Genomic DNA, 13,388 nt, shown 5'->3' with positions numbered 1-13,388 from the left:
TTTGAGCTAGTCCTAAATCTGATAATACTTTAGAGATAGCTGCTGTTGTTGTTGTTTTTCCGTGGTCAACGTGTCCGATTGTTCCGATGTTAACGTGCGGTTTGCTTCTTTCGAATTTTTCTTTAGCCATTTAAATTCTCCTCCTAAGGTTTTTTAAATTTATTATTAGTTGTGGTTGGTGCTAGGCACCAACCTTATTTATTTTTATTTTATAATCAACAAAGATTATTACTTTCCTCTTTGTTCTTGAATAGCTTTTTGGATTGAAGCTGGCACTTGTGTATACTCAGCAAATTCCATTGAGTAGTTAGCTCTTCCTTGAGATTTAGATCTTAAGTCAGTTGCATATCCGAACATTTCTGATAAAGGTACTTTAGCAGTTATGATCTTAGCACCATTTCTATCGATCATTCCACCGATCATTCCTCTTCTTGAGTTTAAGTCTCCGATGATATCTCCCATGTACTCTTCTGGAGTAGTTACTTCTACTTTGAATACTGGTTCAAGAATGATTGGGTTAGATTTTGCTGCAGCTTGTTTAACAGCCATTGATCCAGCAACTTTGAACGCCATTTCTGACGAGTCAACTTCGTGGTATGATCCATCGTATAATGTTACTTTTACGTCAACAATTGGATATCCTGCAACAACTCCACTTTCAAGAGCTTCTCTACATCCTTTTTCAACTGCAGGAATATATTCTCTAGGGATAACTCCTCCAGTAATTTTGTTAACAAATTCAAATTCTTTTCCTGGGTTTGGCTCAAGGATAATTTTAACGTGTCCGTATTGTCCTCTTCCTCCAGATTGTTTTGCATATTTAACTTCTTGGTCAGTTGTTCCAAGTATTGTTTCTCTATAAGCAACTTGTGGTTTACCTACTGTAGATTCAACTTTGAATTCTCTCTTCATTCTATCTACGATGATTTCAAGGTGAAGTTCTCCCATTCCTGAAATGATAGTTTGTCCAGTTTCTTCATCAGTTTTAACTTTGAATGTAGGGTCTTCCTCAGCAAGTTTTGATAAAGCGATTCCCATTTTCTCTTGGTCTGCTTTTGTTTTTGGCTCAACAGCAACAGAGATAACTGGTTCTGGGAATTCCATTTTCTCAAGAACGATTGGTGCATCTTCAGCACATAGAGTATCTCCCGTAGTAGTTTCTTTTAATCCTACTGCTGCAGCAATATCTCCACAGTAAACTGCATCGATTTCTTCTCTTTTGTTAGCGTGCATTTGAAGAATTCTTCCCATTCTTTCTTTTTTACCTTTTGTAGAGTTTAGAACATATGATCCTTTCTCTACTATTCCAGCATATACTCTAAAGAATGTTAACTTTCCAACAAATGGGTCAGTCATAACTTTGAATGCTAGAGCTGCGAATGGAGCTTCGTCAGACATTTCTCTATCTATTTCGATAGATGGATCTTTCATATCTGTTCCTTTTACCATTGCAACGTCTGTTGGAGCTGGCATGTAATCAACGATAGCGTCAAGTAATGCTTGAACTCCTTTATTTTTGAACGCAGTTCCACAAGTTACTGGAACGATTACGTTTTCTATTGTAGCAACTCTTAAAGCAGATCTGATTTCTTCTTCAGAAATTTCTTCTCCACCAAAGAATTTTTCCATTAACTCGTCGCTAGTTTCAACGATTGATTCTAACATGTGTTGTCTTAATTCTTCAGCTTGATCTTTTAATTCTGCTCTGATTTCTCTTATTTCGAAGTTTTGTCCGTTGTCTGAGTCAACTGGCCATACTACTTCGTGCATTTTTATTAAGTCAACTACTCCTTCGAAGTTATCTTCTGCTCCGATTGGTAATTGAATAGGTACAGGATTTGCTCCTAATTTTTCTTTAATATCGTTTACACACATATTAAAGTCAGCACCAATTCTATCCATTTTGTTGAAGAATGCGATTCTTGGTACTTTATATTTGTCAGCTTGTCTCCATACAGTTTCTGATTGAGGTTGTACCCCGTCAACTGCTGAGAAAACTGCAACCGCACCGTCTAGAACTCTTAGAGATCTTTCAACCTCTACTGTAAAGTCCACGTGTCCTGGTGTGTCTATTATATTTATTCTGTGACCTCTCCAGAAACAAGTTGTAGCAGCTGAAGTAATTGTGATACCTCTTTCTTGCTCTTGTTCCATCCAGTCCATTGTAGCTCCACCTTCGTGAACCTCTCCTAATTTATGTTCTACTCCTGTATAGAATAGGATTCTTTCAGTAGTAGTAGTTTTTCCTGCGTCGATATGAGCCATGATTCCAACGTTTCTAGTCATATCTAATGAAACTTTCCTAGCCATTAAAATTTCCTCCTCGAATTTTTTAAAACGGATTATAACATTCTATACAGAATAATTAGATTTTATAGTGTGCGAAAGCTCTGTTAGCTTCTGCCATTTTATATGTATCTTCTTTCTTCTTAATAGTAGCTCCTTCGTTGTTAGCTGCTGCGATTAATTCTGCTGCTAACTTCTCGATCATACCATACTCTTTTCTTTGTCTTGTATAAAGAGTTAACCATCTGATAGCTAAAGTTTGTTGTCTATCTGCTTTAACTTCTACTGGTACTTGGTAAGTAGCTCCTCCGATTCTTCTTGATCTAACTTCGATTTGTGGTTTGATGTTTTCTAAAGCTTGTTTAAATACATCGTACCCCTCTTGACCAGTTTTCTCTTTTATTAAATCCATAGCTGAATAGAATATTCCTTCTGCTATTGCTTTTTTACCATCTAACATGATTGAGTTGATAACTTTAGTTACCACCTTATCAGAATATCTAGAATCAGGTAGTACATCTCTTTTTACTGCTGCTCTTCTTCTTGACATTTTTAACTGTTCACCTCCCTATAATTACGCTTTTTTAGCTCCATATTTAGATCTTGATTGTTTTCTCTTAGCAACTCCAGCTGTATCTAAAGCTCCTCTTATAACTTTATATCTAACCCCTGGTAAGTCTTTTGTTCTTCCTCCTCTTACAAGTACGATTGAGTGCTCTTGTAAGTTGTGTCCCTCTCCAGGAATGTAACAAGTAACTTCGATTCCGTTAGTTAATTTTACTCTGGCAACCTTTCTTAAAGCTGAGTTAGGTTTCTTAGGTGTAGTAGTATAAACTCTTACACAAACTCCTCTTCTTTGTGGGTTTCCTTGTAATGCTGGTGATTTTTTCTTTTCTGATAGAGTGTCTCTACCATTTTTTATTAATTGACTTAAAGTAGGCATTTTACCCTCCTTCCTAATTTTTTTATATTATTTTAATTATTATAACTTGAATATTATAATGGTTTATTACCAAAAAGTCAATAAAAATATAGCTACATTTTATAAATCCTTCTTATTATATCATAATTTTTAAAAATTATAAAGAGTTTTTTTAATTTTCCTTTATTTTTCTAAGCTTCTCCTCTTAGAGATTTTAATTCCTCTTCTAGACTTTCCCACTCTTCCATAACTGTCATTATCTCCATATCAAAATCTTCCAATTCTTTTTGAATAGTAAGAAGCTTATCCAAATCATTTACCCTTCCAGCTTCATTATACTCTTCCTCTTTTAAAGCTTTTTTCTCTTCAAGCTTGGCTAGTGTTTCTTCAGCTTTAACTATTTTTTTCTCAAGAGATGAGATTCTATTTTTATTTCTTTTTTGCTCTTCATAGCTAAGCACTGCCTTATCCTTACTCTCATCCTTTTCCTTTACTCCATCTCTCTGTTGTAGATAGCTATTATAATCTCCTTTAAACATAACAGCTCCATCTTTTTTTATCTCATATATACTATTTACAACACAATCTAGGAAGTTTCTATCATGAGATACCACTAATATTGTTCCTGTATAATCCTCTAAAGCTTCCTCTAATATCTCTCTTGAATATATATCTAAGTGGTTAGTAGGCTCGTCTAATATTAAGAAGTTTGGCTTTTCTAACATCAGTTTCATAAAAGCAACCCTTGTCTTCTCTCCACCACTTAAGCTTTTTATCTCTTTATATACATCATCTTCACTAAATAGAAAACCACCACATATATTTCTTGCTTGTTCCTCACTCAGTGTAAAATTATACATTAACTCCTCTATAATAGTTCTATTTAGATTTAACCCTTGGTGGTTTTGGTCATAGTAACCAATCTTTACTCTATCTCCAATTTTAAACTCTCCACTAGAAGCTGTTTCAAGTGAGTTTACTATCTTAAGAAGTGTTGATTTTCCTACACCATTTTTTCCTATTATTCCTACTCTATCCCCTCTATATACATCTAGATTTATATTAGAGAATATTTTTTTTCCTTCAAAAGATTTTGACATATCTTTTATTCTTAATACTAGGTCTACACTAGTTAAATCAGTTTCAAACTTCAACTTCATATTCTTTCTACTGATTACAGGGTTTTCCATCTTTTCCATTCTATTTAAAATCTTTTCTCTTCCTCTAGCCTGTTTAGATTTTACCCCTGCCTTATATCTTCTGATAAACTCTTCCATTTTTCTTATCTTATCTTGCTCTTTATCAAAAGCTTTTACAGCACCAGTAATATAAGCTTCCTTTTGAATAGTATAATCTGTATAGTTTCCATTATAAGTTTTTAATGTTTTTCCTTCCATTTCAAATACTCTGTTTACTACATTATCTAAAAAATACACATCATGGGAAATTACCATTACAGCTTTTTTATAATCCTTCAACATCTTTTCAAGCCACTCTATTGCATTTAAATCTAAGTGGTTTGTAGGCTCGTCTAGTATTAAAAGCTCTGGCTCTTCAAGTAGTATCTTTCCTAGAGCTACCCTTGACATCTGCCCTCCAGACAGGTCTCCAACCTTACTATTCCATAAGTTTTCTGATAAACTCAGTCCATTTAAAATCTGCTTTACTTTGTATTCAACAGCATATCCTTCATTTTGCTCATATCTAGCTGTTATTTTTCCTAGCTCTTCCATAGTTTTATCAAAATCATCTAAATTTTCAGCTAATATTATATTCAGCTCTTGAATTCTGTGATAATCCTGTCTAAGATTATCAAATACAGTCATCAACTCTTCAAATACAGTATTCTCTTTATTTAAATTTGGATTTTGAGAAAGGTAGCCTATTTTTAAGCCACCTTTCTTTGCTATTGTTCCTCTTTGATTTGTAGCAGGGTCTACCTCATCATACTCAAGTCCTATAAGTATCTTTATTAAAGTTGACTTTCCAACCCCATTTACTCCAATTATCCCTATCTTATCCTTTTCATCTACAGAGAAACTAACATTTTTAAATAGTGTTTCTCCAGAAAATCCCATATATAAATCATTAACTTGTAAAAGTGCCATCTCTAACTATCCTTTCAATAAATTTTTGTTATCCTATCTATTATATCATACTTTTATATACTTACTGATAAATTTCTTACTCATTGATTGTTTCTTTAGGATAGATCTTATTTATTGTTCCATATATTACTGGGAAAATAAATAAAGTAAGCATTGTAGAGGCAAATAATCCAAAAATTATTGTAGCTGCCATATCTCCATATAGTGGATCCCAAAGTAGTGGAATCATTCCAAATATAGTTGTAAGTGCAGCAAGTCCTACTGATCTTATTCTACTTACAGCTGAATCCACTAAAGCTAAGAACTTATCTTTTTTCAATACATCCATCTCATAGTTAATTTCATCCATCATAACTATCATATTCTTAATCATCATTCCAGTTAGAGAAAGAGCACCTATTATTGACATAAACCCAAAACTCTTACCTGTTATAAATAACCCTGGAGCTATTCCGATTATAGCAAGAGGAAGTGTTATACTTATTAAAATAGGAGTCTTTATATTTCCAAAAAGAAGTACACATATTATAAACATAAGCATTGCTGGTATTGGAGTTGCCATAGCTATCGCCATATTATTTTTCTCCTGTTCATGAGCTTCTCCTAACCAAAACATCTTATATCCCTTTGGAAGTTTTATCTCCTCTATCTTAGATTTAAACTCTTTTCTAACATCTTCTGCAGCCACTCCTACTGGAACATCACACTGAACAGTTATAGTTCTAACTCTATCCCTTCTCCAAACTTCTCCCTCTTCAAATACAAATTTTCCTCCATTTGTTACAGCTGATAGCGGTTGTGATTCTAAACTCAATCCCCAGATCGGAGTCTGCTCTATATTAGTTAACTGATTTTTTCCCTCTTTTCCTCTCTCTTTTAATAAAACTGTAACCTGCTTACTATCCTGTTTTATCTTACCTATTGGCATTCCCTCTCCACTTCTCATAACTCCTGTTCCTAGATCTATTGGAGATATATCAGCTCTTCTTCCTTTAACTTGAGAGTAATCAGCTTCCCAAGCTAGTAATTTGTTTCTCCAGTTATTTTTTACATTTAAAGCTCTCGGAGATGTTTTCATTATCTCTGTAGCCTCTTGAGCTAAGTCTCTTAGTATTTGTGGATCTGGTCCAGAAAATGCAATTTCTATTGGATATTGTGCTGGTACTCCATTCGGATATTTCTTCACACTTACTGTTACTCCAGCTATATTTTTATTTGCAAACTCTACTGCCTTTGCTCCTACTCTCTCTACATCTTTTACCTTTTTTACGTTTAGTATAAGTTGAGCAAAAGATGTATTTGGCATCTCTGGTATAGTTGCTGTATAGTATCTAGATGGTGAAGCCCCTATAGTACTAGTTATATTAACTACTTCCTCATCTTGTAAAAGATAATCTCTTAATTTCTCACTAGCTTCCTCTATTACCTCTATTTTACTTCCCTCAGGTGCCCACATATTTATAGTAAATCCTCTCTTATCTGAGTCAGGGAAGAAAGTTTTAGGAATAGCTATAAATAGTAAACAGCTTCCTATAAAAACACCTAAAAGTATTGATAACACTAACTTTCTTTTATTCAAAAGTAAAATCAGAAAACTTTTAGCCTTTTTATAAAATTTCTTCTCTCTCTCACTCTCTGTTGTAACCTTTCCTCCTTCAAGATAAAGCTTACAGTATACAGGAGTCTGAGTAAGACATAGTACCCAACTTAGTAGTAATGATATACCAATAACCCAGAAAGATGAGCTTACATACTCACCCACATATGTTGGCATAGTTGCTCCTGGTAAAAATGCAATTGCCGCTATAAGAGTTGCTCCAAGTAGTGGAATAGCTGGCTTATAAGTTGACTCCTTCAACGCTTCCTCCATACCCATTCCCTTACTTCTTCTTACAAGTACTCCATCAACTATAACAATCGAGTTATCTACTAACATTCCCATAGCTATAATAAATGAACCCAATGAAACTCTCTGCATATCTATATTCATACCATACATAAATACTAGAGTTCCTAGAATAGATAGTACTAATCCACTTCCTATTATCAATCCACTTCTCATTCCCATAGTAAAAAGTAAAACTCCAACCACTGTAACAACTGATAGAATAAGATTTACTACAAAGTTATTAATTGCTGTTGTTACCAATTCTGGTTGATAATACACTTTCTCTACGTTTATCCCAACTGGTAATTTCTCTTTGATCTCTTCTATTTTTTTATCTATCTTCTCACCAGTTTTTACAACATTTGTTCCCTTCTCTGGAGATAATGATATTCCCATAGCCATCTTATTATTAAAATACATTTTTTGACTAATTGGCTCTACATACCCCTCTTCTAATGTTGCTATATCTTTTAGTCTTACTATTTGATTGCTACCATCAGGAAATTTTTTTGAAAAAACTATTAATTCTCCTAAATCATCTAAATTCTTTATATCATTATTAAACCTTATTGGTACTCTCAAATCTCCATAATCAATTACTCCACCACCAGAGATTAAGTTTTCACTAAGTAGAGTAGTAGCTATTATCTTAGTATTTAGTCCCATTGAACTAATCTTCTCTCTATCTATTATCACATTTATAGCATCACTTGTTTTTCCAAAAATAGCTACTTGATTGATACCTGATAAAGAGTTCAACTCTTTAGTAATATATTCTGTATACTTTTGTAGTTCTGAGTGTGTATAGCCATCACTAGTTACAGCTAAAAACATTCCATAGACAGAACCATAATCATCTAAAACAATAGGGGATATTGTTCCCAATGGAAGTGATAACTTGGCATCATTTACCTTCTTCCTTAAATTATCCCAATATTGATCTACCTCTTTTGCTGATAACCCCTCATCTAGTTTTATCTTAACTTCAGAATATCCCGGCTTAGATACAGATTGAATATAATCTATATTTGGAAGTTTATTTACTGCCTCCTCTATCTTATCTGTTACCTGTAACTCTACAGTATGTGCATCTGCCTCTGGATATAGTGTTATTACTAGAGCTTCCTTTATCTTAAATTCTGGATCCTCTAATTTACCTAATCTGTTGTAGGAAAATATTCCTCCTATCACTAAGAGGAAAACTAAGAATCTTACAACTACTGTATTTTTTATTGAGTAATCTATAAATTTCATATTCTCCCCCTATAATACTTGTCCAATATTTGTGTCAGTAAATGGTGGTAACTCATTTACTTTTTGCTCCTCACTTAACTCATGTACCCCTCTAGTCACAACCTTATCTCCAACCTCTACTCCGGATACAATTATCTTTCCATTATCATATGGAGCTATCATCTCCACCTCTTTACTTGTTACCTTACCATTTGAATATACCCATACCCTACTTTTTCCATCTCTTTCAAAGATCGCTTCTACTGGTATAGTTACCTCATTTCTTCCTTGAGTATCACTTTCAAGTTTTACCATTCCAACTGTATCTATTAAAAGTCCATTATTTTTCTCTAAAAAATTAAATGTTACTGGGTAAGTCATTTTTCCAATACCCTTTACTTTTCCTATCTCTGCTATACTTAATTTATAGTGCTTACCATTAAAAATAAACTCTCCCGTTCCACTTTCAATTCCCTTTATATCTCTTTCAGATACATTTATTCTCACTTGCTTACTATTTTCAGAGGAGATTGCCACAACTGGTATTCCAGCCCCTACAACTCCACCCTCTCCCATAAATTTTTTACTAATATATCCATCATAAGGAGCTCTTAACTCTGTATCTTTTAATTGATTTTTACAATTCTCTACTCCCTGTAAAGCTTCTTGATATTGAGATAACATAGCTAGCTCTCCAGCACTTGCTGCCTTTACTCCTGCCAGAGCTTCATCATAACTCTTCTTTGGAATTGCTTTTTCTTTATATAAAACCTCTACCCTTTGATACTGTTTTTTAGCATTTTCAGCCACAGCCTTAGCTGATTCATAGGCATTTTTTGCTACCTTACTCTTACTTTCAAAGGCTTTTAATTGAACCTCATAATCCCTTCTATCCATTTGAGCTATCACATCACCTTTTTTAACGAAGCTTCCAACTTCTACCTCCATTTTTTCAATAGCTCCTGCAACCCTAAAGGCTAGCAATGTTTCATGTTCTGATATTACAATAGCCGGATACTCTAAACTTAACTTTTGTGGAAGAGATATTACTTCTGCTGTTTGAACAGGTCTAATCATCTCCTTACTCTCTTTTTCACATCCTAACATCATAACTGCTAAAATAGTTACTATTACTTTAAATTTCATATTCCTAGTTTCCTCCTCTAAATGGTGATTCACCCATAGCTATACTCAAAGCTCCTAGAGCCATCTCATACTGATACTGTGCCTTTTCTTTTAAACTCAAAGCTTCATTATACTCAGCTAGAGCTTGATAGTACTCTTCATCTCCTATCATCTCTACTTTTCTCTCCACTTTTCTTTGATTTAATTTTCCCTTTTCAGCTTCATAATTTAATTTTGCCATTCTCAATAACTCACCTGAAGTTTTTACATTTTCATAGGCTTTTGTCACTTCTAATACAGTAGTCATAAACTGTTTCTCTAAAGTTAATTCTCCAATTTTCTCTCTTCTCACAGCTTTCTTATACTCATTTATATTTTTAAATCCATTGAAAATACTTATTACTCCAGTTACGTTTCCATATAAAAAATCTGGATCTACAAGAGTTTGGTTACTATTATTAATATAACCTCCTCCTAGTACTATCTTAGGTAAAAAATTGGTAATAGCTATCTTCTTTAAATCCTCACTTATCTCTTTTCCCTTTTCTGTTATTTGTAAAATCTCATTTCCATTGAGAGCTTTATATACACAATCCTCTAATGGTGGCAGTGATACCTCATCTACTTCTATTTTCTCAATCTCTATATCCTCTTGTAAATTTAAATTAAGAGTTCTTTTAAGAGCCATCTTTGCTATTCTTAAATCCCTTTGATTCTTATTTAAAGCTATCCTTTGACTTTCTACAAAGGCCTGTACCTTTTGAAGTTCCCACTCCAATACCCCATCAACCTTTAAAGATGTCTCCACCTTTTTCTCCAATTCCAAGGTAGACTTTAAACTATTATTAAGTGTTTCACTCTCAGATTCTAAAGCTAGTATATAAAAATATTCACTCATAACTTGAAGTTGTAACATCTTATTGGCTAAGCTCTCTGCTAACTGGCTGATATTTTCTCCTTTTTTCATAGCACTATATAGATACCAAGTAGATGGCACAAATATTGGTATCTGAGCAGCTACACCAGTTGTATAAAAACTTTTATCTATCAGCTTAGTTTGAAGACTTGACGGTAAGGATAACCCTGGAATTGGAAGTGTTGGCATATTAAGATCCATCTCAATGTCGATTTCGTCATTTAATCTTGTATAACTTCCTCCTAAAGTAATAGTAGGTAAAAAGTTTCCAAAAGCTATTTTTTTGTCCAAAGTGGCTATCTCTCTTTCTAACCCCTTTATTCTTAGATCTAGATTTCTCTCTTTCGCTATTTCTAAGATCTCTTCTAATGAAAGTGTTTCTCCATACTTTTTCAAATACTCTCTTTCCTCTTGTATTGTAACGAGTTTTTCTTCTTTTACTTGATTATTACTACACCCTAATACAAGTATAGAAAAAAGTATTATCAAACTTTTCAATCTCATATCCCTCTCCTTTTTAGATATTTTTCTTAAATTAAAATTATTTAGCTCCTCCTTTTCATGATATAATGTTAACATATTTATTATTATTTAGCTATATATTTTAGGAGGTTATATGTTGTATAAACTATTATTTTTTCTTTTTATCTCTATCTCTATTTTTGCAGATGGATATCAAAGTAAAAATGAACGAATATCTGCAATAGATAAAGAGATTGAAATTCTTATGGAGAAAAAATATGCTTTAGAAAATTTAAAAGAAAAAATATCAAAAATTAATTCAGAAGAAATTACTACTGGCAAATCTAATACACGTCCAAAGATTGCTCTTGTTTTAAGTGGTGGTGGTGCAAAGGGAGCTGCTCATATTGGAGTTCTAAAAGTATTAGAGGAGTATAAAATTCCTATAGACTTTGTTGTTGGTACAAGTGCTGGAAGTATTATTGGAGCTATGTATTCCATAGGTTACTCTCCAGAGGAAATCGAAAAAACTATACTAGATATGAATTTTTTCTCATTGATGAATAATAACAAAGATAGAAATTTAAGAAATATTGAAGATAAATTTATAAATGAAAAATATCCATTTAAGGTAAGTATTGATAAAGATATGAATCTATCCCTTCCTATGGGATTTTTAAATGGTGAGTACATATACCTACAACTAAAAAGTATATTTAGTCGGGCTGAAAAAATTAAAAACTTTGATGAATTTCCTATTCCCTATAGAGCTATTACAACTAATTTAAATAGTGGTGAAGAGGTTGTAGTAGGTAGTGGTGATCTTGCCCTTGCTACTTTTAAAAGTATGGCCATTCCAAGTTTTTTAGAACCAGTCCAAGATGGTGAAAATTACTATGTTGATGGAGGAGTAACAAGTAATCTTCCTGTTGATGTCGCTTTAGATATGGGAGCAGATATAGTTATTGCCGTAGATATTGGAGCAGACTCTTCTAAAATTGGAAGTAATTCCAGTGTTATAGCTGTACTTGATAAAATATCTACTTATAATGGTACCAAAAATACTGAATTTCAAAAGAAAATAGCTGATATTTTAATAGTACCAAATGTAAAAGAGCATAATACGATTGATTTTTCTAACCTTTCCTCTTTAGTCGATGAGGGAATTATTGCTACTCATCAATTTGATTATCTTCTTAAAAATCTAACTTTTGATAAAGAGTTTGAAAATCAAAAGGAGAGAGCTTTAAAAGAGAAAAAATTTAAAATATCAGAAGTAACTCTTTCTGGAAACTCAATTTTGACAGAGAGAAAAGTAAAAAATCTCTCACCAAATGTCAGCAATAAAACTTATACAAAAGAGGATTTAGAACTTTGGACTAAAAAAATATACTCTATTCCCTATGTAGAAAAGGTTTACTATGAGGTAGATGGTGAAAATATTCTTTTTACTATAAAAGAGAAGGATAGCATCAACATTGGAACCTCTCTAAACTATATTTCTGAATATGGTGCCTCTGTAAAAATAGCTACAACTATTCCAAACTTTGGTGTTTGGACACAAAACTATACTCTTACTGCAGAACTTTCAAAATATCCAAAAGTATTTTTAAATAATGTTTATTTCTACGAAATAGGAGATTTTAAGATTTTAGGCTCTTTTGATATTGGGTATAAAAACTTTCCTCTTTTTATATTCAAAGATGGAGATAAAGTATCTACTTATAAGAATGAAATCTTTACTACTGAATTTACTTTAGGTAGTACATTTTCTAATAGTACAGCAATGGGACTTAAATTAGGATATGAAAATTACTCTACTAGATATTATGAAGGGGATCAAAGCTACTCAGATTTTAAAGGAAATAATCAGTTTGCATATTTAAAACCTTTTATCTATTTTGATACCTTAGATAATAAGGCTTTTCCTTCTAGCGGAAGTACCTTCCTGATCCAAGCTTTTACAAGTGAAGAGATTAAGAAAGAAAGTAACTATAACGGTTTTTCTGGAGTTTTCTCATTTAATTTTCCTATGACAAACAAATTCTCTCTATCTTTAGGTGGAAGCTTAGGAAAAATTTCAAGTGACTCTCTTGAAAATACAAAACTCTTTAGAATAGGGGGAAGTAAAAACTCTGAAATAAGTTACTCTTTCACCGGATTACCAATTATGGGAAGATATAGTGATGAGTTTTATATTGGATCTATTGGTATGAAATATAATCTTACAAATACACTCTACCTATTAGCTACTTATAATATTTTAACCTATTCTAATGCGGACCTATCTTTTCAAAGAAAAACAGAACTTTGGAAAGATAAAGAGTACGGATATGGTGGAGGAATTGGTTGGGATACCTTCTTAGGTCCTATGTCATTTATGGTTTCAAATAATATAGATACCTCTTCTCCTCTGTTTGAACTATATTTAGGATATCTATTTTAGTT

General features: G+C 32.8%; 9 protein-coding genes. 1 reads left to right on the top strand and 8 read right to left on the bottom strand.

All coding sequences use genetic code 11. From position 1 onward, the window contains the following. The 8 genes from tuf to IAA47_03580 all read right to left on the bottom strand — a co-directional run. The coding region (gene tuf / locus IAA47_03615; protein ID MBU3842059.1) for an elongation factor Tu at positions 1 to 130 on the bottom strand (130 nt) is incomplete at its 3' end. Between the two features lie 98 nt (positions 131 to 228). Continuing rightward, a complete protein-coding gene (gene fusA / locus IAA47_03610; protein MBU3842058.1) occupies positions 229 to 2,310 on the bottom strand; it encodes an elongation factor G in 2,082 nt (693 codons plus the stop codon). A gap of 55 nt (positions 2,311 to 2,365) precedes the next feature. After that, entirely contained in the window at positions 2,366 to 2,836 is a 471-nt protein-coding gene (gene rpsG, locus IAA47_03605) for a 30S ribosomal protein S7 (protein MBU3842057.1), read from the bottom strand. Positions 2,837 to 2,860: 24 nt separating this feature from the next. Further along, a complete protein-coding gene (gene rpsL / locus IAA47_03600) occupies positions 2,861 to 3,229 on the bottom strand; it encodes a 30S ribosomal protein S12 (GenBank protein MBU3842056.1) in 369 nt (122 codons plus the stop codon). Positions 3,230 to 3,399: 170 nt separating this feature from the next. Continuing rightward, the gene (locus tag IAA47_03595) at positions 3,400 to 5,316 is read right to left on the bottom strand and encodes an ATP-binding cassette domain-containing protein (protein ID MBU3842055.1); all 1,917 of its coding nucleotides are present in this window, start codon (positions 5,314 to 5,316) and stop codon (positions 3,400 to 3,402) included. Positions 5,317 to 5,392: 76 nt separating this feature from the next. Then, the gene (locus IAA47_03590) at positions 5,393 to 8,458 is read right to left on the bottom strand and encodes an efflux RND transporter permease subunit (GenBank protein ID MBU3842054.1); all 3,066 of its coding nucleotides are present in this window, start codon (positions 8,456 to 8,458) and stop codon (positions 5,393 to 5,395) included. Between the two features lie 9 nt (positions 8,459 to 8,467). Then, positions 8,468 to 9,583, bottom strand: coding sequence for an efflux RND transporter periplasmic adaptor subunit (locus IAA47_03585; protein MBU3842053.1), 1,116 nt, complete (start codon positions 9,581 to 9,583; stop codon positions 8,468 to 8,470). A gap of 4 nt (positions 9,584 to 9,587) precedes the next feature. Then, complete coding sequence (locus IAA47_03580) at positions 9,588 to 10,982, bottom strand: TolC family protein (GenBank protein ID MBU3842052.1); 1,395 nt, start codon at positions 10,980 to 10,982, stop codon at positions 9,588 to 9,590. A gap of 112 nt (positions 10,983 to 11,094) precedes the next feature. Here IAA47_03580 and IAA47_03575 point away from each other — a divergent pair, with 112 nt between their 5' ends. After that, complete coding sequence (locus tag IAA47_03575) at positions 11,095 to 13,386, top strand: patatin-like phospholipase family protein (protein MBU3842051.1); 2,292 nt, start codon at positions 11,095 to 11,097, stop codon at positions 13,384 to 13,386. Positions 13,387 to 13,388: the final 2 nt, after the last annotated feature.

The organism is Candidatus Fusobacterium pullicola (genome assembly GCA_018883725.1).
GTDB lineage: Bacteria > Fusobacteriota > Fusobacteriia > Fusobacteriales > Fusobacteriaceae > Fusobacterium_A > Fusobacterium_A pullicola.
Note: the sequence above shows the minus strand (reverse complement) of the source record. Positions and strands in the feature narration are given on the sequence as shown.

What these genes read in the sequence shown, in the direction of transcription:
- fusA (MBU3842058.1), bottom strand. Translation starts at nt 2,310, where the DNA reads ATGGCTAGGAAAGTTTCATTAGATATGACTAGAAACGTTGGAATCATG.
- rpsG (MBU3842057.1), bottom strand. Translation starts at nt 2,836, where the DNA reads ATGTCAAGAAGAAGAGCAGCAGTAAAAAGAGATGTACTACCTGATTCT.
- rpsL (MBU3842056.1), bottom strand. Translation starts at nt 3,229, where the DNA reads ATGCCTACTTTAAGTCAATTAATAAAAAATGGTAGAGACACTCTATCA.
- IAA47_03595 (MBU3842055.1), bottom strand. Translation starts at nt 5,316, where the DNA reads ATGGCACTTTTACAAGTTAATGATTTATATATGGGATTTTCTGGAGAA.
- IAA47_03590 (MBU3842054.1), bottom strand. Translation starts at nt 8,458, where the DNA reads ATGAAATTTATAGATTACTCAATAAAAAATACAGTAGTTGTAAGATTC.
- IAA47_03585 (MBU3842053.1), bottom strand. Translation starts at nt 9,583, where the DNA reads ATGAAATTTAAAGTAATAGTAACTATTTTAGCAGTTATGATGTTAGGA.
- IAA47_03580 (MBU3842052.1), bottom strand. Translation starts at nt 10,982, where the DNA reads ATGAGATTGAAAAGTTTGATAATACTTTTTTCTATACTTGTATTAGGG.
- IAA47_03575 (MBU3842051.1), top strand. Translation starts at nt 11,095, where the DNA reads ATGTTGTATAAACTATTATTTTTTCTTTTTATCTCTATCTCTATTTTT.